Origin of the sequence: Bacteroides gallinaceum (assembly GCF_030373775.1) — a bacterium.
In the GTDB taxonomy this organism is placed as follows: domain Bacteria; phylum Bacteroidota; class Bacteroidia; order Bacteroidales; family Bacteroidaceae; genus Phocaeicola; species Phocaeicola excrementipullorum.
Genome location: NZ_JAUDEN010000008.1, coordinates 45,820 through 72,755, shown reverse-complemented (window position 1 = coordinate 72,755; position 26,936 = coordinate 45,820). Strand labels below are relative to the sequence as shown.

Here is a 26,936-nt window from a genome sequence, read left to right as displayed (position 1 = left end):
AGAACCTCTCTGCTCACGGCACACTCCCCTATTTCACTTTCAGCTTGTCAAACCCTTCGCCGTACACGCCCACCACGTTGCTCTGGGAAACGAAAGCATTCGGGTCTATATCCTTCACCAGACGGAAAATGTCTATTGACTCGCTTTTCTTAGCCAGCACCACCACCACTTTGATTTCCTGCTTACTGTACCATCCTTTCCCGTCGAGCAGCGTCACGCCGCGGTCAATCTTCGTGGCTATTCCTTCAGCGATTTCTTCGTATTTGCGCGAAAAGATCAGGAACTGCACCGACTGGCGGGCACTGTTGATAACGTAGTCGATCACAATGCTCATGATAAACAGCACACAGAAGCCAAACAGCACCCTGCGCCAGTCATGAAAAATGAAATAGCAGGAAGAAATGATGACAATGTCACAGTACATCATCATCCGGCCCAGCGTCACGTCCTTATACTTGTTGATAATCCATGCGATGATATCCGTTCCGCCCGTGCTACCGTTGTTGCAGAACACGATGCCTATGCCGAAACCCAAAAGACCTGCCCCGATAACACAGGCCATGAAGTCCTGATTCGGGCCGAGCAGTTGCGGCAAATGTCCGTTTTCGTCCTTCAGCAGCATCTGGAAAAACCAAAGCAGAAAAGTCAGCATAAAGATGGCATACACAGTCTTCACGCTGAATCTCGGGCCCAGAATCTTCAAGGCAAATCCCAGAAAGACGGCGTTGATGATGAAATAAGAAATCTGGATCTCTATCCCTGTGGCATAATAGATGATAGCTGCAATACCTGTCACTCCCCCGGTAGTAATCTGATAAGGCAGAAGGAAAGCCGCCCAACCAAGCGAATAGCAGATCAGACCGAACGTAATGGCCAGATAGTCTTTCGACTCACGGCCCAATTTCTTGATTAACAATGATGATTCCATAAAAACCGATATAAAAAAATCACCGCAGAGGACACAAAGAGCACAAAGATCAATCGTCTTTCTCTGTGTCCCTCTGCACCCTCTACGGTGAATAAAAAGGTTACAATACGATGTTTATAATCTTCTTCGGCACAATAATCACCTTCTTCGGTGTCTTGCCGTCAATCCATTTCTGCGACTGTTCTTCGGCCATTACTGCAGCCTGAATGGTATCATTGTCTGCATCTACCGGGAACTCCATCGTGAAACGAGCCTTTCCGTTGAACGATACCGTATATTTTACAGAGTCTTCCTTCAGATATTCTTCATTGCACAGCGGCCACGTTGCGTCACACACGGTTGTGTCGTGTCCGAGCGCTTCCCATAACTCTTCCGCAAGATGAGGAGCAAACGGAGCCAGAAGCACAATCAAGTCGCTTAACACGGCTTTGTTGCGGCACTTCAGTGCAGTCAGTTCGTTCACGCAGATCATGAATGCACTTACAGATGTATTGTAAGAGAACACCTCAATATCTGCCGTCACCTTCTTGATCAGCTTATGGATCGATTTCAGTTCTTCTTTGGAAGCCTCTCCCTCTGCCGGCATGAAATTGCCCTGACGGTCGTAGAACATGTTCCAAAGCTTCTTCAGGAAGCGGTGAACACCGTCGATGCCGTTCGTGTCCCAAGGTTTGGACTGCTCTACAGGACCAAGGAACATCTCATACATGCGCAACGTATCGGCACCGTATCTTTCTACAATCATATCCGGATTCACGACATTATACATTGATTTGCTCATCTTCTCAACGGCCCATCCGCAGATGTATTTTCCGTCTTCCAGGATGAATTCCGCCGTATTGTATTCCGGACGCCAGTTTTTGAAGGCTTCAATGTCAAGAACGTCGTTCGATACAATGTTTACATCCACGTGCAGCGGAGTCACATCATACTGATCTTTCAGTCCCAGCGAAACAAAAGTATTGGTATCCTTGATGCGGTAAACAAAATTGCTTCGTCCCTGAATCATGCCCTGGTTCACAAGTTTCTGGAAGGGCTCTTCCTTGACACTTACACCCAAATCATACAAGAACTTGTTCCAGAAACGGGAATAAATCAGATGTCCCGTCGCATGTTCTGTTCCGCCGACATACAAATCCACGTTCTGCCAATAACGGTCAGCCTTCTCAGAAACCAGCTCCTTGCTGTTGTGCGGATCCATGTAGCGCAGATAATAAGCGCTTGAACCGGCAAATCCCGGCATGGTATTCAGTTCGAGCGGGAACACATTCACATTGTCAATCTTTGAGTTCTCCACCACTTCGCCCTTCGTTACATCCCAGGCCCACTTGGCTGCATGCCCCAACGGCGGCTCGCCTGTTTCTGTCGGAAGGAACTTGTCTACTTCCGGCAATTCCAGCGGCAGCTTGCTTTCGTCAATCATATAAGGCATCCCGTCCTTATAATACACAGGGAACGGTTCGCCCCAATAACGCTGGCGCGAAAAGATGGCGTCACGCAGACGGTAGTTTACCTTCACACGCCCCAGGTTATGTTCCTTCACATATTTCTTGGTCGCTGCAATCGCTTCCTTGATGGTCAGTCCGTTCAAGTTCAGATCACAATATGGCGTAACGCCTTCTTTCGGAGAATTACATACGATGCCTTCTTTCGCATCGAAACTTTCTTCGCTTACATCGCATCCTTCCACCAAAGGAACAATCGGCAGGCCAAAATGCTTTGCAAACGCATAGTCACGGCTGTCGTGAGCCGGAACCGCCATAATGGCTCCCGTACCGTATCCCGCCAATACGTAATCGCTGATCCAGACAGGCACAGCTTCACCCGTAAACGGATTGACAGCATACGAACCGCTGAATACACCCGTCACACGGCGGTCAGAAATGCGTTCACGCTCTGTACGTTTCTTCGTGCGGTCAAGGTAAGCCTCCACTTCAGCACGCTGCCCGTCGGTAGTCAGTTGAGAAACCAGCTCACTTTCGGGTGCCAGCACCATGAATGTTACGCCAAACATCGTATCGGCACGAGTGGTGAAGATGGTAAACTCCATGTCACTGTCCTTCACCTTGAAGCGCACTTCCGCACCTTCCGAACGACCGATCCAGTTGCGCTGCGTTTCTTTCAGCGAATCAGTCCAGTCAATTGTGTCCAGACCGTCAAGCAAACGCTGGGCATACGCCGAAACTCTCAGGCACCACTGGCGCATTTTCTTCTGCACCACCGGATGGCCGCCACGTTCCGACACACCGTCAACAACCTCGTCATTGGCAAGCACCGTGCCTAAGGCCGGACACCAGTTCACCATCGTTTCACCCAAATAAGCAATGCGATAGTTCATCAGCGTTTCCTGCTTTTCCTTATCCGACTTGGCCTTCCATTCTTCTGCCGTGAAGTCCAGCTCTTCGCTGCAAGCCACATCCAGCCCTTGGGTACCGCTTGTTTCAAAAGCTTTGACCAGTTCGCTTATAGGACGCGCCTGCCGTTCCTGGTTGCAGTAATAGCTGTTGAACATCTTCTGGAACGCCCATTGCGTCCAGTGGTAATATTCCGGATCACATGTGCGAACCTCCCGGTCCCAGTCGAACGAAAAGCCGATCTTGTCAAGCTGCTCCCGATAGCGGTTGATGTTGTTGACAGTAGTGATCGCCGGATGCTGTCCGGTCTGGATGGCATACTGTTCGGCAGGCAGGCCGTAAGCGTCATAGCCCATCGGATTCAACACATTGAACCCTTGCAGCCTTTTATAGCGCGCATAAATGTCACTGGCGATGTATCCCAAGGGATGTCCCACATGCAGTCCTGCACCCGAAGGGTAAGGAAACATATTCAACACATAATATTTTTTCTTTGTTTCATCTTCAGCAACCTTGTAGGTTTTATTTTCCACCCACTTCTGCCGCCATTTCTTCTCAATCTCTCTGAAATTATATTCCATAGCGAGTAATTATATATTTGATTTTTATTTATTTCCCATCAGACGTGCAAAGATAATGAAAGTTAACAGGTTTATAGGCATTTACAAATTAAAAAATCTTGTTACCTTTGCTAATGTATCATTTACCCAAAATCACTCCGTATGAAAAAACATATTCTGCTGCTCCTGACCCTGATTCTGCAAAGCCTTTTTTCTGCTTTCGGGCAGCAGATTTCTTACCTGCAACTTGAAAGGATTCACAACGATACCGAATCGTCCATCACCAGCTGCTTCCTGCAAGATCCCAGCGGCCTGATATGGTTTGGCTCAAACGCAGGCCTGCTCAGCTACGACGGATACACCGCCCACGCCCATTTTGAGTACGGAACGGAAAACAACGTGCGCATCTACTGCGGCATATGCATCGGCGACTGTTTCTATCTCGGAACAGACAACGGCATCTTGATATACAATTATAAAACAGACCATTATCTGCCCGCACCGGTTTCTTTCCCTGCCGATGTGCGCAGCATTGCCCGCCAGGAAGACCGGCTCTGGATAGGCACGTTCAGCGGCTTGTTTCTTTATGACCTGAACACAAAACGCCTCCGCCAGTTCACTCCCCGCAACAGCAATCTTCCGCACCCCACCATCTATTCACTGCTGCTATCATCAGACAGTACGCTCTATGTAGGCACCTACAACGGGTTGTGCAGCTTCAACGAAGAAAAGAATGACTTCAAACAGATAAACATCCAAAATCCCAACGAACACAAGAACCTTTTCATCAACGCTCTGCTGGAAGACAAGGAAGAGCGGTGTATCTGGATAGGAACCGAAGGTGAACTGATGAAGTATAAGCCGGACGGAAAAACGGAACGAATCGAATCGTTTCACCGGAACTCTATCAAATCGCTGGCCTTCGACACGGAAAAGAATCTTTTGCTCGGAACAGACAATGGAATGTATATTTTCGACAAATCCACACGGCAAATCACCCACCTCCGCCATGATTCCAGAAATACAGCCTCCCTGCCAAACAACATCGTATGGAGTCTGTTTGCTGATGCAAACGCCAACGTATGGATCGGGACCGACAATGGAGTATCGCTGGCAAAAAACTCCAGACACTACCGCTTCATGCCGATCTGGCAACTGACCGACAGCGGAGAGGGAAACCAGTTTTACTCAATCTTGCATGATTCGAAAGGAACCTACTGGGCAGGAGGTACGGACGGACTGCTGCAACTGACAAGCCTGGACGAAGAGAAACCGCAAGTCCGTTGGTTCAAGGTAAACACCTCACTCCCTCTGGCGCACAACCGCATCCGGCATATCTATGAAGACAACGACGGAGATGTGTGGATAGCTACGGACGGAAGCATTGAAAGATACGACAAACAGACCAGACAGTTCGTGCATTATTTCATAACCGACAGCACCCATACCTACAACGCAAACTGGGCATACTATCTGTTTGAAGACAAGCAGAAAAACCTTTGGATAAGTACCTGCCTCGGGGGAATCTTCCGCATCAGCATGAAGAAACTGAAAGAATCGCGCTCCAACTATCTTATCGCAGACAAGAACTATACATCGGCCGACGGACTGAAAAGCATGTTCGTGAACCAGATCGTGCAAGACAAAACCGGAAATATCTGGCTCATGCTCTACAATAACGGGATCCAGAAACTGAACCCTGAAACAAATGCCATCTCTACATTCAACCTCCCCGACTCGCTTTCAGGGACACAGCCAGACTTTCTCATGACCGATTCAGAGGGCTTGGTATGGATAGGATGCCACAATCAGATACTCCGTATCGACCCGGCCACGGAGCACACAGACCTCATCCCTCTTGAAGAATCACACGACTGCGGAATACTGTCGATGACAGAGGTGGAAAACGCTATCTGGATTTCAACCTCCAAAGGGCTCTGGACTATATGCAAAAGCGAGTGCAAGGCTACCCGGCTGCGCATTGCCGACCGCCCGTTTTCCTGTCTTTACTATGACAAGACCAACCGCCGGGTGATTCTCGGAGGAAACGACGGAATAGGCATTTGCAGCCAGTCGATAGTCAACGAACCCGAACAGATGCCCACAACCGTGCGCCTGACCGGCATTTACGTAAACAACCATCCGTTCAAGACAGAAAAGAGCATCCGCTACAGTGAAACAGTCAGCCTGAAACATACGGAAAACAACCTGATCCTGGAGTTTTCCGACCTTCCCTATTCGCAAACGGAAAGAAAAATGTTTGCATACAGACTGAAAGGGCTCGACAGCAAATGGCACCTGGAAAACGGACATTCAAACCGAATCGTATACAACAACCTGCCATACGGAAAATACCAACTGTCGGTGAAAGACATGGAAAGCGGAAAAGAAACAGACAATCTTCTGACTGTCAACATCCTCCCGCCATGGTACTATACTCTTTGGGCAAAAATATGCTACTTCATGCTGGCAAGCGCGCTTATTGCATGGATCATCAATTTTTTCATTGTCAAGAACCGGCTTCGGCTGGAACGCATCGAAAAAAGACAGATACTGGAACAGTCGCGAAGAAAAATCAACTTTCTTTCAAACATCTCGCATGATCTGAAAAATCCGGTAAGCATGATTATCGCACCGGTAAGCAAGCTGATCATAGACACCAAAGACTCCAGGCAAAAGGCCATGCTGGAAAGCGTATACCGGAACGCCATGTCACTCAATGCAATGATTCATAAGCTGCTTGACTTCAACCGCATCGACAGCAAGGAGGATTCGTTTCTGATAACTTCACGAATCGAACTGGTTTCACGCGTCAGAAGCATATACATGGGATTTGCCGAAGCTGACGTAACGCACAAGCACGAATGGAAATTCACCAGCGACACGGACAAGCTTTATATGGACATGGATGCTGTCAAGTTTGACTCGATCATCAATAACCTGCTGTCAAACGCAAACAAATACACGCCGGAAGAAGGAAGCGTATCAGTCGCCATCCATTATGACGAAGAACGGGAAACAGTATCCATAACCATTTCAGATACCGGAATCGGCATTCCACAAAACGAACTCCCTTACATCTTCCAGCGATTCTTCCAGTCGTCACGCACCAAGCACGTCAAGGAAGGCACAGGCATCGGGCTATATCTGGTCAAGACCTATACAGAAATGCACCATGGAGCTGTTTCCGTGACTTCTGATGACGGCAAAGGAACGTCGTTTACCCTGTCTTTTCCCGCCGACCGGACAATCAACCTTCAGCCGGAAGAAGCTGAGAATACGGAAGATGAGGACAAACAAACCGTTCTGGTCGTTGACGACAATGCCGAGATGAGGGATATGATAGGAAATATCCTGACAGGTCACTACAACTGCCTGTACGCATCGGACGGAAAAGAAGCGTTGTCGAGCGTTGGAAGCCACATGCCCGACCTCATTATCTCAGACTTTATGATGCCGGTTATGGACGGAATCGAAATGAGCGACATCCTGAAAAAGAACATAAACACGTCCACCATCCCCATCATTCTGCTTACGGCCAAAGACGACAGGGAAACGCGGCGGGAAAGCCTGCAATCAAAAATAGATGCCTTCATCTCCAAACCCTTTGACGCTGAGCTGCTCTTATACAAGGTGGCACAGCTTCTTGACAACAAAGCAGCCTATGAAACCAAAGCGAGAGTTGACAGCCTGTCCACTCCCAAGGAACCGGACAACATCGCTTCGCAGGACGAAAAATTTCTGGCCGGCATCACCCAGCTCATTGAAGACCATATTTCGGATTCAGACCTGAACGTAAACTCGCTCTGCGAACTGTCCGGGATGGGAAGCAAACAGATTTACCGCAAACTGAAACAGCTCACAGGCATGAGTCCCGTAGAATACATCAAGTCCATCCGGATGAAAAAAGCTGCCATGCTGCTCAAACAAAAGAAGTTCAGCATCGCGGAAGTCATGTATATGGTAGGATACTCCAACCCGTCTTACTTCTCGAAATGCTTCCAGGCTGCTTTCGGCAAAACACCCAGACAATACACCGCAGAATCATAGACAAACGGCTGCCGCAGGAAGGGTTGCGAAGAACTATTTTCCCCTCACGATTTTCTTTATGTCGTTCAGCTTGTTCAGAGCCTCCAGCGGAGTCAGATTGTCGACGTCCAGATTCAGAATCTCGTCACGTATCTGGCACAATACAGGGTCATCAAGCTGGAAAAAGTTCAACTGCACTCCTTCTCCGGGTTTCGGACGTGATGCCGCCGCCGCTGCAACCGATCTGGAAGCAATACCCTCCTGACGGTTCTCTTTTTCCAACTGGCACAGAATCTCTTCCGCCCGCTTCACGATAGACTTGGGCATGCCGGCCATCTTCGCCACATGAATACCAAAGGAATGCTCGCTGCCTCCCCGTTCCAGTTTGCGGAGAAAAATTACCTTGTTGTCCACTTCCTTCACCGAAACATTGTAGTTCTTTATACGCGAGAACTTAGCCTCCATATCGTTCAGCTCATGATAGTGCGTAGCGAAAAGCGTGCGGGCACGGGCGCGCTTGTGCTCGTGGATATGCTCCACAATCGCCCACGCGATCGAGATGCCGTCATAAGTGGAAGTTCCTCGCCCCAGTTCGTCAAAAAGCACCAGGCTGCGGGGAGAAAGGTTGTTCAGGATATTGGCAGCCTCGTTCATCTCAACCATAAAGGTTGACTCGCCGACAGAGATGTTGTCGCTTGCTCCCACACGTGTAAAGACCTTGTCGACCAGCCCCACATGCGCGCTTTCCGCCGGCACAAAGCATCCGATCTGAGCCATCAGCGTGATCAATGCGGTCTGCCGGAGCAAAGCCGACTTTCCGGCCATATTCGGTCCGGTAATAATGATGATCTGCTGTTTCTCCGTATCCAGATAAACATCATTGGCTATGTATTTCTCTCCCAAAGGCAACTGCTTCTCAATGACCGGATGGCGTCCCTGTCTGATATCAAGAATGTCATCGTCAGCCACTACCGGGCGGATGTATCTGTTCTCCTTCGCCACGCCGGCAAATGCAAGCAGGCAATCCAGCCGCGCAATATGCGATGCGTCGACCTTGATGGAAGGAATGTATTCGGTCAGTCCGGCCACCAGTTCATTATACAGGCGGGTTTCCAGAATCAGAATCTTTTCTTCCGCTGTCAGAATCTTTTCTTCATACTCCTTCAGTTCCTGCGTGATGTAACGCTCCGCATTGACCAGCGTCTGCTTGCGGATCCAGTCGGAAGGAACCTTATCCTTGTGGGTATTCCTTACTTCAATATAATAGCCGAACACATTGTTATAGGCGATCTTCAGGCTGGGAATGCCTGTCTGTTCGATCTCCCGCTGCTGTATCTGAAGCAGATAGTCTTTTCCCGAATAAGCAATCTTGCGCAGTTCATCAAGCTCTCCGTTCACGTTATCCGCAATCACTCCGCCTTTATTGATGAGCAGCGGCGGATCGTTCTTTATCTCTCTGGCAATCCGGTCGCGCAGCTCAGCGCAGGGCTGCAGCTGTTCGCCGATGCGCCGCAGGCTCTCGTTGTCCGCATTCAGACATGCATTCTTGATCGGTTCGATTGCCTGCAAAGCCACTTTCAGCTGCACCACCTCCCTCGGCGAAATGCGTCCTACCGCCGCCTTCGAGATGATGCGTTCCAAATCGCCGATCAGATGCAGCTTTTCCTCAACAAAATCCTTGAAATCCGGTTCTCGGAAAAAATACTCCACCACATCCAGCCTCTCGTTTATCGGCCGTATCTCCTTCAAAGGGAACAGCACCCAGCGCTTCAGCATACGCGCGCCCATCGGACTGACCGTACGGTCGATAATGTCGAGCAGGCTGGTTCCTTCGTCATTCATGCTTCCTACAAGCTCCAAGCTTCTCACCGTAAACTTGTCAAGACGCACGTACCGCTCCTCTTCGATGCGCGTGATCGAAGTGATATGGTCAATCTGGAAATGCTGCGTCATCTCCAGATACTGAAGGATAGCTCCCGAAGCCACGATGCCGTTATGAAGATTCTCGATACCGAACCCTTTGAGGTTCTTGGTGTCGAAATGCTTCAGCAGCTTTTCTCTCCCGAAGTTTTCGGTAAACACCCAGTCTTCAAGCTCGAAGGTGAAGAATTTGTTGCCGAAGTTTCCTTCGAACATCGGCTTCTTTCCGCGTTCAAAAAGCACTTCCTTCGGAGCGAAATTGTTCAGCAGCTTGTCTATATGGTCCGCAGGACCTTCCGCCGTGAGAAACTCTCCGGTCGAGATGTCTAGAAAAGCCACACCACAAGCGGTTTTCCCGAAGTGTATGGCTGCCAGAAAGTTGTTCTCTTTATAAGAAAGCACATTGTCATTGATGGCTACTCCCGGTGTCACCAGCTCCGTGATGCCCCGCTTCACCAGCTTTTTCGTCGTTTTCGGATCCTCCAGCTGGTCACAGATAGCCACACGCCTGCCTGCACGTATCAGCTTGGGCAGGTAAGTGTCGAGCGCATGGTAAGGAAAACCCGCCATTTCTACAGTCTTGCTTTGTCCGTTGGCGCGCCGGGTCAGCGTGATTCCCAAAATATCGGCAGCAGTCACAGCATCCTCCGAATAAGTTTCATAAAAGTCACCGCACCGGAACAGCATAATCGCGTCCGGGTGCTTCGCCTTCAGTTCAAAGTACTGCTTCATCATCGGGGTCAATACCACTTCATTATCTTTAGCCACAATGTTTCCCTTTCTTTTTTGTTGTGTTCGACGTAAATGAAAAACTCCTGCAAAGATACGTGATTTTATGATACGGCGAAATTCTCGGGCATACGAAAAAGGAGGATGCGCCGGGCAGAACACTCCGGAAGTTCCGGATACAAAAAGACAGAAATGTGGTCGGCATTTCTGTCTTCAGCCTAAAGATATGCATCTTCAGGTTAAAAATATGTATCTCCAGGCTGGAGATATGTATCTTTAGCCTGGAGCAAGAGATTTTATCCTTTCAGAAAAGGTTTGGTACGGGAAGACCACACGCATTCAGTTGCCGCCCAACGCAGCCTTTTCCTCTTCCAGATGGTGCGCATACAGTCCGTCGATGATGCCGTCAGACAAACCGATTACCGGCACGTATACATAGTTGGCATGGATAATGTCGGCAATGGTCGTGAATATTTCCCCTGCCGGCACGATAACATCCGCACGGTCGGGCTTCAACTGGTATTTCTCCATACGTTCTTCCACCGAGAGCACCTTCAGACTGTCGTGCAGCTCGTGGAGCGCCTCAACCGGCATTTTCTGCTCTTTCTTGTCTTTCTTTTCAACCAGACGGTAAATCTTGTTGATATTTCCTCCCGAACCGATAATGTTTGTTCCGGGATATGATTTGGCAATGTCAGCCATGTCGGTTTTCAGGCGTTCCCATTCGCTGGATTTCACCGCCTTGTTCAGGATTCTTACCGTGCCGATGTTATACGAACGGCTGCACACCAGTTCTCCCTGAGAAAGCAAGTTGATTTCGGTGCTTCCGCCGCCCACATCCACATACATATAGTTTCCGTTCCGGTCTTCCATGCATTCGATGTGGTTATTGTAGACCATCTTCGCTTCTTCCTGTCCGTCAATGATTTCGATGTTGATGCCCGTTTTCTTCTTGATGCGCTTGATGATTGCCTTTCCGTTCTTGGCATCACGCATGGCCGAAGTGGCGCAGGCACGATAATCCTCCACATCGTAAATTTTCATAAGATTCTGGAAAGCGTCCATCAGCCGGATCATGTCTTTCTCTTTCCGTTCGGAGAGCTTCCCCATGGCAAACACATCAAATCCCAAACGGAGAGGCACGCGCAAAAGAAGCACTTTCGAGAAAGTCGCCTTTCCGTTCCGGTCTTCCTCCACATGCTTGATGAGCAGACGGACCGCGTTCGAACCGATGTCAATTGCAGCATAGTTGAAGCCGTAGCTTTCAAATTTGTCTTTCAAATCCATAATTATTTAGTCATTCATGTTCTCTGCCACATAATGATTGTAAAGTGCTTCTTGAGAGCGGAAAGGCTGGGCGCCTTCTTCTTCCTCTCCCCAGAACTTGTTTTCTCCGTGCCCGTCGACGATGCGTCCCTGCATCGTGTCTTTCAGCCCGTATTCAACGATGAGCTTCATCTCCTCCTTGATTTCCGGATTATAGACAGGAGTGATCACTTCAATGCGGTTGTCGAGGTTGCGCGGCATCCAGTCGGCAGAACCGATAAACACCTTCTCCTCACCGCCGTTGGCAAATACAAAGATACGTGAATGTTCCAAATAACGGTCAATAATTCCGTGAATTCTGATGTTGGAGCTGATTCCGGGAATTCCAGTCACCAGCGAGCAGTTGCCACGGAGCACCAGATCAATGTCGACACCGGCCTGCGACGCTTCATACAGCTTGTTCACCATAATCGGGTCGGTGATATGGTTGATCTTTATCTTGATGTAAGCCGGTTTTCCCGCCTTCTTGTTCTTTATTTCATTATTGATGAGCGCCACAAACTTGTTCTTCATCTCGTTGGGAGAAACCAGCAGTTCCTTGAATCTAATGGGAGTATACGGGCGTTCGATAAAATCAAATACATGGTCAACGTCCCTTACCAGCCGCGGATAAGCGGTCATCAGCATGCAGTCGGTATACATGCGCGCATTGCCCTCATGGAAGTTGCCGGTGCTGATGCAGGCTATATCCGGCCCCTTCTTCATGCCGATATGCGTGATCTTGGAATGCACTTTCAAGCCTTCCACACCAAAAATCACTTTAATTCCCGCATCCTGCATCTTTTTCGACCAGTTGATATTTGACGCTTCGTCAAACCGTGCCAGCAGTTCAATGCATACGGTCACTTTTTTCCCGTTCCGGGCTGCACCGATAAGAGCCTTCACCACCTTCGACTCCTTGGCCAGGCGGTAGAGGGTAATCTTGATGCTTTCTACCTCCTTGCTCACAGCCGCCTCCTGAAGCACACGGATAAATGAATCAAAGCTGTGATAAGGCACATGGATAAAGCGGTCCTTCTCCTGAATCTTGTGCAGCAGGCTGTCCGACCCGTCAAGCTCTTTCTTCAGAATGGGCTGCCAGGAAGGATATTTCAGATGCGGACGTCCGCAGTCAGGGAATTTCATCAGGTCTTTATGGTTCTGATAGCGTCCGCTGCTGATTACCGTGTCCATGCTGTCGAGATCAAGCTTCTTCAATACCCGTTTCAGCAAGTCTTTCGGCATATTCGAGTCATAAATCACACGCAGCGGCTCACCGCGCTTACGGCTTTTCACACCCTTCGAAATTTTCTGCAGCGTACCCGTACGCAGGTCGTTGTCTATTTCCATTTCTGCGTCACGCGTAAACTTGAAAGCATACGCTTCGAACTTGTCGAAGCCCAGCCCCTCAAACACCAGAGGCAGGCAGCAGCGGATTGCGTCATCAAGATACATCAGATAACTCTTGTCGCCGCTGTCCGGAAGACGCACAAAGCGTCCGCAGATATTTACCGGAAGCTCCAAGAAGGCATAGTCCGACACAGCTTTTTCCCCTGTTTTCGTTGCCTTCACCGCAAGATAGATATTCTCGTCGTTTTCATAATCAAGCAGCTTGATTGCCGAGAACCATACGGGAATCAGAAATCCGTAAATTTTAGCTTTATAGAACGAGCGTATGAATTCCAACTGCTCGGAAGTCACTTCCGCGTCTGAAACCAGATAAATGTTGTCTTTGCGCAGGTCGGCAGTTACATTATGCACAGCTTCTTCATAGTCCTTTACGTAATGAGAGTTTATTTTTCCGATCTGCTTGAGCAGCTTTTTCGCCTTTTCCCTCTCAGCCGCAGCCGAGCGGTCCATACACTCGGCAATACGGCTTTGTGTGGCGACACGCACGCGGAAAAATTCATCAAGATTGTTCGAGTAGATCCCCAGAAAAGCCATACGTTCCAGAATAGGAACATGCGGGCGACACGCCTCCTGCAAAATACGTCTGTTAAAATACATCCAACTGATATCCCTTTCCAGATAAGGGTTTTCTTTCTTCTTCTGTGCCATAAAATCACTTTTTTTGCAAAATAAACGATTTTATGTTACAAGATGATTTCAACAGAGAATTTTAGACTTTTTTACACAAATTCTTCTACCATATACATCTGATGCAAAGAATTTTGCGGAGCAAAACGCTCGATTTCATTCAAAATGATGTATTCGGCCGATTCAACCCATCTGCGGAACTCTCTGTTGGGCCGGAATCTGCCGGCAAAGTCAACCAGATTGTCCAGATTGAAGTTCCCGTCAATGATGCCGGCTCCGTTCTGTTCTGCATCGAAGGCATTGCATTCCTGTTCGATATGGGCCGGAACCATCATGATCGGCTTCCCCAAATACATGGCCTCGCAGATTGACTCGAACCCCGCCGTGCTGGCATAAGCCTTGCATCCCGCCATCTGACGCAAGAACTCCACGTCATCAAGCTGGTAAAACGAAAGCGTGCCGTCTATTTTCTTCACCGGTTCTTCTTCCCAATGATCCCAAAAGAAGCGGAGAGGCATCTCTGGATGAATCTTGTGCCACTTCATAATGCTTTCCGAAAAGCCCGAATTGACCATATACCCGTGAATATAGTCGCCTTGCCTGCTTTCCTGACGGAACACATCCGAACGCAGCAGAGGGGGAACAACCGTGATATGCCTTTCTGCGTCTTCGTCCATCGGACGGAACGAAAGAGCCAGCCTGTGGGATGCTCCCAGCGAAGTCATCTTCGTAAAAAGGTTCAGGAAAAAAAGGCTGAAACGGTTGGCCTTGGGAAACTTGAAATCCTTATGTAAGAAAAGATACTGATGGCCGATGCAGATTTGCGGCACATTGGGACGGAGAAAGAAATAAGTCAGCCCCGTCAGCAGCTCATAAAAGTTAATGACCAGCTCCGCACCGGTTTCTTCTATGCGCTGCCGGATATAGCACATGCTCTCGAAGTATTCAGGAAGCTTCAGCAGATTATACGCCACACTCCGGGAGAGATTCGCCCGCTTGTTGGCATGCGTAGGCAAAAAGTTCGGACTCGTAAACTGCCTGATGGGAGCATGCATGGAACGGATGAAGAATCCAGGCAGACGCCTCGACTCGCTTTTTCCGACCAGCACTTCAACCACCTCGTGCCCGTTGCCTTTCAGCAACTTTTCCATTGTTATAGCCTGAGTAAGATGTCCTCTGCCCTCACCCTGAACAACAAACAGTACTTTCATGAAGCTATAGATATTAAAGGTAATACATTTTCTTGTTCGCTCTCCTCTTCCGGCGGAACCGCTCCGGCAAGGTCTGAATAATAGACAACCCTCCATTCTCCGTCCACGTCTTCCGTCAGAGCCGACATGGTTTCTACCCAGTCGCCCGAATTAAGGTAATGGATGCCGTTTATCATCCGGTTCTCAGGGTGATGGATATGCCCGCAAATCACTCCCTCGCACTGGCGCGCACGCGCAAAATCAACCAGCACATTCTCAAAGTCAGAAATATAAGATACGGCAGACTTCACTTTCTGCTTGATGGCCTGCGAAAGCGAATAGTAAGGCTTTCCCCGCTTCACGCGATACTTGTTATACAGGCTGTTGAGCCAGAGCAGCAGGGTGTAGCCTATATCGCCCAACTTGGCGAGCCATTTCATTTCGGTCGTCACCTTGTCGAAAACATCCCCATGCGTCACGAAGTAATGCTTCCCGTTGCTCTCCAGCATATAATCTTTTACAATATGGAGATTGGCAAGGCGCAGCGGAGCCAGATTGTCGAGAAAGTCATCGTGGTTCCCTCTCACATAAATGATTTCCGTCCCGTGCTTCTCCATCATCTTCATGATGATCTTGAAGAAGTGCGTATGCTCCTGTTTCCATTTGCCGATGCCCGACTTCTGCAGATGCCAGCCGTCGATGATGTCCCCGTTCAGGATGAGCCGGTCACAGTCAACCCTTCTTAAGAAATCGCTGATTTGGTTTACCTTCGAATGGGATGTACCCAGATGAATGTCCGAAACTACAATGGTCCGGTAATAAGGTCTTCCTTCCATATCTATGTTTTTCTCTTAACGACATACAAAAATAGCCCGATAATATTACAGAGATATGTCTGCCGAGTTAATATGGCATTTCAAAAAACAAGCCATCGCTGTTCGCACAGAGATGGCCGAATGACTAAAAAATATTGGCAATTATCTATTTGGTGTGTTAGAGCTTTCCTCTCACGCGATGTCTTCGATGTAGAAGACCGAATTGATTTCGCTGAAGAACTCTTCGGCGGCCTCTTCAAGGTTTTCAATGGCCTCTTCTGCCGTTTCCCCGAAAGCGCAGCATTGTTCGTGATTCAACAGATAAGCATAATACTCTCCGCCCGAAGTGCATTCCACTACGTATTTGTTTCCGATAGTTTCCATTGTCTGTGTCCTCCTCTTGATTTTAGTTTGCACAAAAGTCGCTGTTTTATGTTACAGAACGGTTTCTTTCGGATTACTTTTGCATGAATTATGTAACAATCTTTTACAGGTACAAGTTTCTTGCCATGCGTATTCGGAAAATAAAAACAACCTGAAAAAATATGATGGGAAAAACCGATTAAGATGATGGGACAAGTTGGACAAGATGACGGCTTATCTTCATGAAGATGACGGCTCATTTTTTTAAGTTGCCTGTTATCTTCCAGCGGCGGACAAGGCATATCAAGAGTGCCCTCAAAATAAGATTCTCCGAAGAGCAAAGCTTTTCGGAGAATCTCTGTTGGACTACCAGGATTCGAACCTGGACAAACAGAACCAAAACCTGTTGTGCTACCATTACACCATAGTCCAAACTTCATGCGTTTTCCTCAGAAAACGGTGCAAAGATACATGTTTTTTAGAATATGCTCCAAATAAATCTTCACTTTTTTTGTTGCGCAACCTTCCTTTCCGCCCACAGGTCACCAGCCAATGCCCGTCGGTCTGCCCCTGAGCTGGCAAATTGCACAACATTCAAAAACTGATTTTGCCGATTCGGTTATTTTTGATAACTTTCCGCGCTGTAAACGGAAATTTAAATTTATCAGACAAAATGAAGAAACTATTGCTAAGCCTTGTATTGGGAACCGTTACGGCAGGAGCCACGGCAGCCACCCCTCTTTGGATGCGCGACGTGCGAATCTCGCCCGACGGAAAGAATATTGTGTTTTGTTACAAAGGGGATATTTATAAGGTAGCCGCAACGGGCGGAGAAGCCGTGCGGCTCACAACGCAAGATTCGTATGAATCCTCTCCCGTGTGGAGCCCTGACGGCAAACAAATCGCCTTTGCAAGCGACCGCTACGGAAACGCCGACATCTTCGTAATGCCGGCAGAAGGAGGGTCGGCTAAACGGCTGACAATGAATTCGGCCGCAGAAACTCCTTCGGCTTTCACTCCCGACGGAAAGTACGTGGTGTTCTCAGCCAGCATACAGGATCCGGCCAACAGCGCCCTCTTCCCGACTTCTGCCATGACCGAACTGTATAAAGTGCCGGCAGAGGGAGGAAAGACAGAACAGATTCTTGGAACTCCAGCCGAACTTGTCTGCTTTGACAAGGCCGGAAGCAGATTCCTTTACCAGGACAGGAAGGGATTCGAAGACGAATGGCGCAAGCACCATACTTCGTCCATCACCCGCGACGTCTGGATGTACGACACCCAGACGGGAAAGCATACCAATCTGACAAACCATGCAGGAGAGGACCGCAATCCGGTATGGACCGGCGACGAGAATGCGTTTTATTTCCTGAGCGAACGCAACGGAGGCTCGTTCAACGTATACAAAGCTTCTCTTGACAATCCGCAACAGACAGAACAGCTCACCGCATTCAAAACAAATCCGGTGCGTTTCCTTTCCGCCGGAAACAACGGCCTGCTCTGCTATACTTATGACGGAGAAATCTATACACAGCAAACCGGAGGAAAACCGAAAAAAGTAAACATTTCGCTTACACGCGACGATGAAGACATCCCGGCCACACTGACATTCACCAGAGGAGCCAGCGAAGCGGTGGTTTCGCCCGACGGCAAGCAGGTGGCGTTCATCGTCCGCGGAGATGTGTTTGTTACCTCCGTCGAGTACGGAACGACCAAACAGATCACCCATACTCCCGAAGCAGAAGAAGGGCTGTCGTTCGGTGCCGACAACCGCTCACTGGTTTATTCCAGCCTGCGCAACGGCAATTGGGAAATGTACATTGCCCGAATATCGCGCAAGGAAGACCTCAACTTTCCAAACGCCACGCTGATCGAAGAAGAAGTGCTGCTGCCTTCGAAAACGGTTGAAAGAACGCATCCCTCTTTTTCTCCCGACGGGAAAGAAGTGGCTTTCATCGAAGACCGGCTCCGCCTGAAAGTCGTTAACCTGCAATCGAAGAAGGTGCGCCAGATTACAGACGGGTCTACATGGTACAGCCTGGGAAGCCCGTTCAGCTACTCCTGGTCGCCCGACGGCAAATGGTTCACGTTCGAATTCGTCGCAAACCACCACGACCCGTATACCGATATAGCTATTGCAAGTGCCGACGGAAAAGGATCTCCGGTCAACCTCACCAACAGCGGATATACCAGCGGCTCTCCCCAATGGGTGATGGGAGGAAACGCCATCCTTTTCACAACCGAACGGTACGGCATGCGCAACCATGCCTCATGGGGATCGCTCGATGACGTGATGCTTGCATTTGTCAATCAAGATGCCTACGACAAGTTCCGTTTGAGCAAAGAGGACTACGAACTGCAGAAAGAACTTGAAAAAGAACAGGAAAAAGCAAAGGCAGAAGCTGAAAAGAAGCAAGACAAGAAGAAAAAGGATGACGGCAAGAAAGACGAAGCCAAGAAAGAAGAAACAAAAGACATTGTGGTAGAACTCGACGGCATCGAAGACCGCATCGTGCGTCTGACCCCAAATTCATCACGCATCGCTTCGGCCATCATACCCAAAGACGGCGAGTCGCTGTATTACTTGTCGGCTTTCGAAGGGGGATTCGACATGTGGAAAATGAATCTCCGCAAGCATGACACCAAGCTCATCCACAAGATGAATGCCGGATGGGGAGGCATGCAGCTAGATAAGGAAGAAAAGAACCTGTTCATTCTGGGAGGAAGTGCCATGCAGAAAATGGATCTGGCTTCGGATGCACTGAAACCGATCAGCTATCGCGCAGAAATGAAGATGGATCTGGCGGCCGAACGGGAATTCATGTTCAACTATGTATATAAAGAGGAAAAGAAGAGATTCTACGATGAGAACATGCACGGGGTTGACTGGGAAGCGATGACGGCCACCTACCGCAAGTTTCTTCCGCACATCACCAACAATTACGACTTTGCAGAGCTGCTGAGCGAATGGCTGGGCGAACTGAATGTGTCGCACACCGGAGGGCGCTACAGCAAGTCTGGAGGAGAGAAAACAGCCAGCCTCGGCCTGCTTTACGACTGGAACTACACGGATAACGGTCTGAAAGTGGCTGAAGTGATTGAGAAAGGCCCCTTCGACAGAAAATCTTCACGAGTGGAAGCCGGTACTGTCATTGAAAAAATAGACGGCAAAGAACTGACCGGCACAACCGACTGCACAGCTTTGCTGAACGGGAAAGCCGGGAAAAAAGTACTGGTTTCTTTCTGCAATCCGGCAACCAAGGAGCGCTGGGACGAGGTTGTAAAACCGGTAAGCAGCGGAACAATGAACGGGCTGCTTTATGAACGCTGGGTAAAACAGCGCGCCGCCGATGTAGAAAAATGGTCAAACGGACGGCTGGGCTATGTACATATCGAATCGATGGACGACGGAAGTTTCCGCACCGTATATTCAGACATCCTGGGCAAATACAACAATTGCGACGGTATCGTCATCGATACGCGTTTCAATGGAGGAGGACGCCTGCATGAAGACATTGAAGTGCTGTTCAGCGGAAAAAAATACCTGACTCAGGTAATCCGCGGACGTGCCGCCTGTGACATGCCAAGCCGTCGCTGGAACAAACCTTCCATCATGCTGCAGTGTGAAGCGAACTACTCGAACGCACACGGTACGCCCTGGGTCTACAAACACCAGAACATCGGGAAACTGGTAGGAGCATCGGTACCGGGAACCATGACCAGTGTCAACTGGGTACGGCTGCAAGACCCGTCGCTAATATTCGGAATCCCTGTTATAGGCTACCAGCTGCCGGACGGAAGCTACCTGGAGAACAAACAGCTCGAACCGGACATTTACGTGCTGAATGCTCCCGAAACGATAGTGACAGGTGAAGACACGCAACTGAAAGCCGCAGTTGACGAATTGTTGAAAGAGCTGGACAAGAAGCCGTAAAAACAAAAAGATTGTGCCAATTATAGATTCAACCTATAAATTGGCACAATCTCTTTTATCGGAATATATCTGCAACTATTGCCTGCTTATTTGGCAATGACCAGATAATAGTTTTTCTTTCCTTTCTGAACCAGAAGATACTTGTCATCCAGCAGATCCGCAGCAGTGATTAGTTGGTCGAAAGCAGACAGTTTTTCCTTGTTAAGCGAAACGCCGCCTCCCTGCACCAGCTTGCGCATCTCCCCTTTTGACGGGAAAATAGCCGCTTTTTCTGTAAAGAGATCAACAACTTTGATACCAGCCTCTATTTCAGCCTTGGCAACTTCAAACTGAGGAACCCCCTCGAATACCGACAAAAGCGTATCCTCATCCAGTTTCTTCAACGCTTCAGAGGTTGAGTTGCCGAAGAGAATGCCCGATGCCTCCACCGCAGCATTGTAATCTTCTTCTGAATGAACCATCACAGTCACTTCTTTAGCCAAACGCTTCTGAAGCACACGCAGATGCGGAGCCTGTTTATGCTCAGCAACCAGCGCGTCTATTTCTTCTTTGGTAAGCGAAGTGAAAATCTTGATGTAACGCTCTGCGTCATCATCGCTCACGTTCAGCCAGAACTGATAGAACTTGTAAGGAGAAGTATATCTAGGGTCAAGCCATACATTGCCCGACTCGGTCTTGCCGAATTTTGTTCCATCAGCCTTAGTCACCAACGGACAAGTCAACGCAAAGACCTCTCCTCCATTCGTACGACGGATCAGCTCGGCACCTGTCGTGATGTTCCCCCACTGGTCGGAACCGCCCAACTGCAGCTTGCAGTTTCTAGTTTCATATAAATGCAGGAAGTCATATCCCTGCAAAAGCTGATAAGTGAACTCCGTAAACGAAAGGCCGTCACGCGCTTCACCGTTCAGACGTTTCTGAACCGATTCTTTCGCCATCATATAGTTCACAGTGATATGTTTTCCTACCGTACGCGCAAATTCAAGGAAAGTAAAGTCTTTCATCCAGTCGTAATTGTTCACCAATTCCGCCTTATTGGGTGCATCCGACTCAAAATCAAGGAATTTTCCTAACTGCTTCTTGATACACTCCTGATTATGGCGCAGCGTTTCTTCGTCAAGCAAGTTGCGTTCCTGCGACTTTCCCGACGGATCACCGATCATGCCGGTAGCTCCTCCCACCAATGCCAAAGGCTTATGGCCGCACCGCTGAAAATGACGGAGCATCATGACTCCGCACAGATGGCCGATATGCAACGAATCGGCAGTAGGGTCAATACCCAAATAAGCAGTAACCATTTCTTTTTCCAGTAATTCTTCTGTACCCGGCATCATGTTGTGGACCATTCCACGCCATTTTAATTCTTCTACAAAGTTCATCGAATGAGTTTCTTAATTTAACATATTATGATTTTATAGATATATTGTGGGAAGCAAAAATACGACACTTTATCTGAATAACCAATTTTTATCGCTTAAAAAAGAGATGCGCAGCATTGAGGCTGAGGACTGTGCGCAATGCCTGACATGTTTCGCCCCGCACTTCAGCCAATTTACGCACTACCTCTGAGATATTGCAGCCTTTATCGTCTGTTTCCGCCAGCAAACGTCCCGAAGGAACAATCTTCACCGCTTCGGCATTGAACTTATCCCCCACCGACAGATAAAAACCGTGACGGAGCAGACTTGCGGCCAGCTCCTTTTTCCCGCGGAATCCATGAATGATCCAGGGCTGGGAAGGATTCGTTTCTTTTTTACACGCAACAAGTTCATTGAAACTTTTCACCGCATGGATAACAAGCGGAATCCGGTAACGCTCGGAAAGGGAAACAGATATCCTGAACGCTTCCTGCTGAACATCAAAAGGAGTGCCGCACAGCCGGTCAAGGCCCGATTCGCCCACCGCAAGCACACGCGCATCGCCGGCAAGAAGCGACTCCAGCCATTCTGCCTGCCTGTCAAGCGTACCGGAAGAAAGATACCACGGATGAATTCCCGGCGAAATCCACCGGGCCTGCTCAAACGCCGGCAGATCCCTGTCCTGCATGCAGCAGCTCCATAGCGCCGTTTCGGGCAAGGGCGGCAAATGATGGGTATGGACATCAAGCAACATAATCGGGGAAAAGAAAAAGTTATGGAACGGGGTCATATCCCGAACCGCCCCACGGATGACAGCGCAGAATGCGGCGTATGGCCAGATACAAACCTTTGACAGGCCCGTGCTTCTTTATCGCCTCAACAGCATATTGCGAGCAGGTCGGAGTAAAACGGCAGGAAGGAGGCGTAAACGGAGAAATGCAGTTCCTGTAAAAATAAATGGGAAGCAGAAGCAGAAAAGTAAAGAATTTCCGGATCATGAAATGCGTTCCGCTACAAGTTGCAACAGTTTTTTCACCTTAGCTTCCACTTCGGACGAATCATGCAGTTCGTTGTCGAGCCAGATAAAGGCGACGGCAACTTTGCGTCCGGCCGCTTCCAGCGAGTCAAGAAGGATATCCTTATGCATACGATAAGCCTCACGTATTTGTCTTTTCACCCTGTTGCGCTTGACAGCTCGTTTAAACCGCTTTTTAGGCACACTTACCATAATACTTGCCGCAGGAAGATTCTCCCCTTCCACCTGCATGTATACAATACGCAGCGGAAAGGCAGGAAGCGATCTGCTCCCTCCGGAAAAGAGCTTTTCGATAAGTATCCGGCTGTTCAGCCGTTCTTTCTTTGGCAACGCATATGTTTTCATATCTTGTCAATACACCACAGAGGCCGCAGAGTTTCACAGAAAGATGAAAGCTCTGTGCGCCTCTGCAGCCTCTGCGGCGAAAATGCTATTCTTTTATTTATTATGCTCGCGGATAAACATATCCAATGCGGCAGGCATGGAAGGAGCGGCACTTGTCGGAGCTTCCAGATCCAGACGCAAGCCTGCATCTTTCACAGCCTTCGCCGTTGTCGGTCCGAAACTGCCGATAGCGATATCCTTCTGCTCAAAGTTCGGAAAGTTCTTCATGAGCGACTGGATTCCCGCCGGGCTGAAAAAAATCAGCATGTCATAGTTGAATTCCTCTTCCGGAGTGAAGTCGTTGCTGACAGTCCGGTACATCACCGCTTCTGTATGCTGGATTTTATTTTTGTCGAGCAGGTTCTTCACCTCATCATTATGTACGTCGGACATCGGAATCAGGTATTTCTCTCCACCGTGCTTCACCATCAGCGGAACCAAGTCGGCAAACTTGCCTGTAGACCCGAAAAACACCTTGCGCTTGCGATACTGCACATACTTCTGGATATAAAGTGCAATTGTTTCTGACGTACAGAAATATTTCATCGTTTCAGGAATGGTCACACGCAACTCTGTACAAAGACTAAAGAAATGGTCTATTGCATGACGTGAAGTAAACACAACAGCTGTGTGGTCCAAAATAGAAATCTTCTGTTGTCTAAATTCTTTAGCCGACAAACTCTCTACCTTTATGAACGGGCGAAAATCTATCTTCACTCCGTACTTCTCAGCGATGTCATAATACGGTGACTTTTCTGACGTCGGTTTAGGCTGAGAAACCAGTACTTTCTTTATCTTCAATGTTCTAAAAATTTAGAATTAATAAGTTGTTTATATACGCCAATCCTTTCCAAAGAAAAAGAAGAGGTCCTATTTCGAGGGCACAAAAGTACAGAATTAAATGTAAAATGCCATGAAATCGGCTGAAAAAGTTCCTAATGCACTTATAAAATAACAATATTTTGCCACAAATTAATATAAAAAGAACAATGCCGCACGAAAATCCGGCAGACAGACCGAAATAAACAGCCAGCAGAGAAACCGGGAAAAGCATGAGTCCGCAGCCTCCCAAAAGGTCGAAATAAGAGGTTATCCAGCGCGCGTTCTGCTCTTTTTCGAAGAAGACCCAGTTGACAAAAAGATAAGCCCCCCACTTGATGCAGACAAGCAAAAGAACGCTGGCTATATAAATGCCCAGCAGAAGAATATGAGGCATGACATGCAGGAGGGAAGGAGCGGTTTCCGTGAAATAACCGTAAAGGAACAGGCCATACAGCACACAGCATGAAGCCGACAAAGCCAGCGCATATCTGAAATTGTAGCCGGAATCATCATCAAACAGACTGGCGCGGTCTTTCTGCTTGAAAAAGCCCTTAAAGTGCTGGTACAGGTATTTCTTTCCGTTCCTTATGGCATAAAAGATCAAAAAGAAGCAGCAGAATATCACACAGGTTACAGACCAGTCGGCATAAAGCGAATAGGGCAAAGGCTCGCCCTGCATCCCCGAAGCGTCCTTCGCTTCCATGCTCCGGACCAACGCGCTGTCTGTTTCTGCCTTATGCTGCTGATAAAGCACCCTGACCTGTGAAAAACCTGTATGGCAATATTCATTCATATTGCCGCAAATTTACAAATTTCTTTGCTCCAATAAGGTATTGTATACAATAAATCTACCGCTTCTTCGGGAGTATAAGCCATCTGCCAAAGATTCATGTGCTGCTCGCGCATGAATTTCTGATCAGCGGCCTGCCTCAGAAGTTCAAGCAAGGGGTCGTAAAAACGATTGGTGTTGAGCACAACGATAGGCTTCGGGTGCAGCCCGAGCTGTTTCCATGTAATTGCCTCAAGCAGTTCCTCCAGCGTACCGCATCCGCCCGGCAAGGCTATGATGCCGTCGGCCATGTCAATCATCAGCCGCTTGCGCTCGTGCATGGTTTCTGTCTGTACAAGCCGGGTAAGCCCGCTGTGGTGCCATCCGCGTTCTACCATGAACCGGGGAATAACTCCCGTCACGGTTCCCCCTCCGGCCAACACCGCGTCTGACACGCTGCGCATCAGCCCCTGGCATCCCGCCCCGTTAATCAGGTTGATGCCTTGAGAAGCAAGAATCTCCCCCAGTCTGGAAGCGGCATCGAAATAGACAGGCGCAACCTGCGTGCTCGAAGCGCAATAAACGCATACGTTCTTGATTTCATTCATAGGAATTGTGGTTTAAAGTCTAACCAATCCCCTCCTAGAGGAAGATTATGACCATTTATTCAAGAGGCTGTGTCAAAACGAAAACCAGCCTTCATTTCGTCATTCTGAATGCAGTGAAGGATCTCGAAAAGACAAATGATTTACACGAGATTCTCCGCTATGCCAGAATGACCTTGATTTTTGACTGTCATTTTCCGTTTTGACACATCCTTTGGGGATCCCTTTCTTATTTCAGCCCGAATGCTTCCTTCACTTTGTCCACATAATCAAGCTTTTCCCAAGTGAAGAGCTCCACTTCGATATCCTTGTTGCCTTCGTAAGCCGATTCAAAATGCTTGGTCACCATTTTCGGTTCACGTCCCATATGTCCGTAAGCCGCGGTTTCGCTATAAATCGGATAGCGCAATTTCAGACGCTCTTCAATGGCACGCGGACGCATGTCAAACAGTTCGTCCACCTTCTTTGCTATCTCTCCGTCGCTCATAGACACATGGCTGCGGCCGTAAGTATTTACAAAGATATTGATGGGCCGTGCCACGCCGATAGCGTATGAAACCTGCACAAGCACTTCGTCGGCTACACCCGCAGCCACCAGATTCTTCGCGATGTGACGCGCCGCGTATGCCGCGCTGCGGTCAACCTTGCTGGGGTCTTTCCCCGAGAAAGCTCCTCCGCCGTGCGCGCCGGCACCCCCGTATGTGTCTACGATGATTTTACGTCCCGTAAGACCCGTATCTCCGTGCGGGCCGCCGATAACGAATTTTCCGGTCGGATTGACATAATATTTGATTTTGTCGTTAAAGAGCTTCAACACTTCCGGATTATGGATTTCAGCTACCACGCGAGGCATCAGCACTTCGATCACATCCTTGCGGATCTGTTCAAGCATCTCCTCGTCTGCCTTCAGCTGCGCTTCTGCAGATTCGTCGGCAGGACGGATAAATTCATCGTGCTGAGTAGAAACCACAATGGTATCGATGCGCACCGGACGGCGGTCGTCATCGTATTCGATGGTAACCTGGCTCTTCGAGTCCGGACGGAGATAAGTCATATACTTTCCTTCGCGGCGGATTTCAGCCAGCACCATCAGCAGCTTGTGCGCAAGATCGAGCGAAAGCGGCATGTAGTTTTCCGTTTCGTTGGTGGCATAGCCAAACATCATGCCCTGGTCGCCGGCTCCCTGATTCATCGGGTCTTCGCGTTCCACGCCTCGGTTGATGTCGGGACTTTGCTCGTGGATGGCAGAAAGCACGCCGCACGAATTTCCTTCAAACATGTAGTCACTCTTGGTATATCCGATTCTATTGATCACTTCGCGCGCCACACGCTGCAAATCGATATACGCCTTGGTTTTCACTTCTCCCGCCAGTACCACCTGTCCGGTAGTCACCAGAGTTTCGCAAGCTACTTTCGAACTGGGGTCATACGCCAGCAGTTTGTCAAGCACAGCGTCCGATATTTGATCGGCCACTTTGTCGGGGTGTCCTTCAGACACCGATTCGGATGTGAATAAGTATCCCATTTTACTGAATAAATTAAAAAAATGATTGTTTGTTTATCCGTGTACGGACAGAGTAGGAAAGTAATCATCGGGGAAACAAGTCTGTGTTTTAGCATTTTTTTCCGTGGTTGCAAGCTACTCAAATCTTTCCACTTTTTTATTTCGCCTGCAAAGATAGAATTTATTATCGGAATAAATGCAGCCTTACTCTATTTTTAACATAGCAGACACAGGAAGACAAAAGCCGGGCACCGCAAACCAATCTTTATCCTCAAACTGGAGATATAAATCTTC

18 protein-coding genes and 1 tRNA gene are annotated in these 26,936 nt (G+C 48.7%); 2 read left to right on the top strand and 17 right to left on the bottom strand.

Annotation, left to right across the window (positions count from 1 at the left end; translation table 11 throughout):
* Window positions 1-28 precede the first annotated feature (28 nt).
* Window positions 29-928, bottom strand: a complete 900-nt coding sequence (locus QUW60_RS06235; RefSeq protein WP_258337273.1) for a YitT family protein — start codon at window positions 926-928, stop codon at window positions 29-31.
* A gap of 100 nt (window positions 929-1,028) precedes the next feature.
* Entirely contained in the window at window positions 1,029-3,863 is a 2,835-nt protein-coding gene (leuS, locus tag QUW60_RS06230; RefSeq protein WP_289559216.1) for a leucine--tRNA ligase, read from the bottom strand.
* A gap of 141 nt (window positions 3,864-4,004) precedes the next feature.
* Here leuS and QUW60_RS06225 point away from each other — a divergent pair, with 141 nt between their 5' ends.
* On the top strand, window positions 4,005-7,892 hold the full coding sequence (locus QUW60_RS06225) for a hybrid sensor histidine kinase/response regulator transcription factor (RefSeq protein WP_289559214.1): 3,888 nt from the start codon (window positions 4,005-4,007) through the stop codon (window positions 7,890-7,892).
* Window positions 7,893-7,925: 33 nt separating this feature from the next.
* Here QUW60_RS06225 and mutS read toward each other — a convergent pair whose 3' ends face one another.
* From mutS to QUW60_RS06190, 7 genes are all read right to left on the bottom strand, one after another.
* A complete protein-coding gene (mutS, locus tag QUW60_RS06220; RefSeq protein ID WP_258337375.1) occupies window positions 7,926-10,526 on the bottom strand; it encodes a DNA mismatch repair protein MutS in 2,601 nt (866 codons plus the stop codon).
* Window positions 10,527-10,859: 333 nt separating this feature from the next.
* On the bottom strand, window positions 10,860-11,807 hold the full coding sequence (locus QUW60_RS06215; RefSeq protein ID WP_258337270.1) for a Ppx/GppA phosphatase family protein: 948 nt from the start codon (window positions 11,805-11,807) through the stop codon (window positions 10,860-10,862).
* A gap of 6 nt (window positions 11,808-11,813) precedes the next feature.
* Window positions 11,814-13,883, bottom strand: coding sequence for an RNA degradosome polyphosphate kinase (locus QUW60_RS06210; protein WP_258337269.1), 2,070 nt, complete (start codon window positions 13,881-13,883; stop codon window positions 11,814-11,816).
* 71 nt (window positions 13,884-13,954) lie between these two features.
* Window positions 13,955-15,073: a glycosyltransferase family protein gene (locus QUW60_RS06205; protein ID WP_258337268.1), complete on the bottom strand. Its 1,119-nt coding sequence runs from the start codon at window positions 15,071-15,073 to the stop codon at window positions 13,955-13,957.
* Window positions 15,070-15,888 carry a UDP-2,3-diacylglucosamine diphosphatase gene (locus tag QUW60_RS06200; RefSeq protein WP_258337267.1) on the bottom strand — a complete coding sequence of 273 codons (819 nt, stop codon included), beginning with the start codon at window positions 15,886-15,888 and terminating at the stop codon, window positions 15,070-15,072. Before QUW60_RS06200 ends, QUW60_RS06205 begins: the two co-directional genes overlap by 4 nt.
* Before the next feature lie 171 nt (window positions 15,889-16,059).
* Window positions 16,060-16,251 carry a type II toxin-antitoxin system HicB family antitoxin gene (locus QUW60_RS06195; RefSeq protein WP_258337374.1) on the bottom strand — a complete coding sequence of 64 codons (192 nt, stop codon included), beginning with the start codon at window positions 16,249-16,251 and terminating at the stop codon, window positions 16,060-16,062.
* Between the two features lie 340 nt (window positions 16,252-16,591).
* A tRNA-Gln gene (locus QUW60_RS06190) sits at window positions 16,592-16,662 on the bottom strand.
* A gap of 241 nt (window positions 16,663-16,903) precedes the next feature.
* Between QUW60_RS06190 and QUW60_RS06185 the strand changes: the two genes are divergently transcribed.
* A complete protein-coding gene (locus tag QUW60_RS06185; protein ID WP_289559212.1) occupies window positions 16,904-20,164 on the top strand; it encodes a S41 family peptidase in 3,261 nt (1,086 codons plus the stop codon).
* Window positions 20,165-20,250: 86 nt separating this feature from the next.
* Here the strand turns inward: QUW60_RS06185 and tyrS are convergent, their stop codons facing one another.
* From tyrS to metK, 8 genes are all read right to left on the bottom strand, one after another.
* On the bottom strand, window positions 20,251-21,543 hold the full coding sequence (tyrS, locus tag QUW60_RS06180; protein WP_289559211.1) for a tyrosine--tRNA ligase: 1,293 nt from the start codon (window positions 21,541-21,543) through the stop codon (window positions 20,251-20,253).
* 88 nt (window positions 21,544-21,631) lie between these two features.
* Window positions 21,632-22,276 (bottom strand): TatD family hydrolase, encoded by a 645-nt coding sequence (locus tag QUW60_RS06175; RefSeq protein WP_289559209.1) that lies wholly within the window; start codon window positions 22,274-22,276, stop codon window positions 21,632-21,634.
* Window positions 22,277-22,295: 19 nt separating this feature from the next.
* Window positions 22,296-22,520 (bottom strand): membrane protein insertion efficiency factor YidD, encoded by a 225-nt coding sequence (gene yidD / locus QUW60_RS06170; RefSeq protein WP_434736815.1) that lies wholly within the window; start codon window positions 22,518-22,520, stop codon window positions 22,296-22,298.
* On the bottom strand, window positions 22,517-22,903 hold the full coding sequence (locus QUW60_RS06165; protein ID WP_289559207.1) for a ribonuclease P protein component: 387 nt from the start codon (window positions 22,901-22,903) through the stop codon (window positions 22,517-22,519). The genes yidD and QUW60_RS06165 overlap by 4 nt, the downstream gene beginning before the upstream one ends.
* A 93-nt stretch (window positions 22,904-22,996) precedes the next feature.
* On the bottom strand, window positions 22,997-23,743 hold the full coding sequence (locus QUW60_RS06160; protein ID WP_258337262.1) for a uroporphyrinogen-III synthase: 747 nt from the start codon (window positions 23,741-23,743) through the stop codon (window positions 22,997-22,999).
* A 4-nt stretch (window positions 23,744-23,747) separates the two neighbouring features.
* On the bottom strand, window positions 23,748-24,557 hold the full coding sequence (locus QUW60_RS06155) for a DUF4271 domain-containing protein (RefSeq protein ID WP_258337261.1): 810 nt from the start codon (window positions 24,555-24,557) through the stop codon (window positions 23,748-23,750).
* Window positions 24,554-25,141: an LOG family protein gene (locus QUW60_RS06150; RefSeq protein WP_258337260.1), complete on the bottom strand. Its 588-nt coding sequence runs from the start codon at window positions 25,139-25,141 to the stop codon at window positions 24,554-24,556. The genes QUW60_RS06155 and QUW60_RS06150 overlap by 4 nt, the downstream gene beginning before the upstream one ends.
* Before the next feature lie 226 nt (window positions 25,142-25,367).
* The gene (gene metK, locus QUW60_RS06145) at window positions 25,368-26,663 is read right to left on the bottom strand and encodes a methionine adenosyltransferase (protein ID WP_258337259.1); all 1,296 of its coding nucleotides are present in this window, start codon (window positions 26,661-26,663) and stop codon (window positions 25,368-25,370) included.
* Window positions 26,664-26,936: the final 273 nt, after the last annotated feature.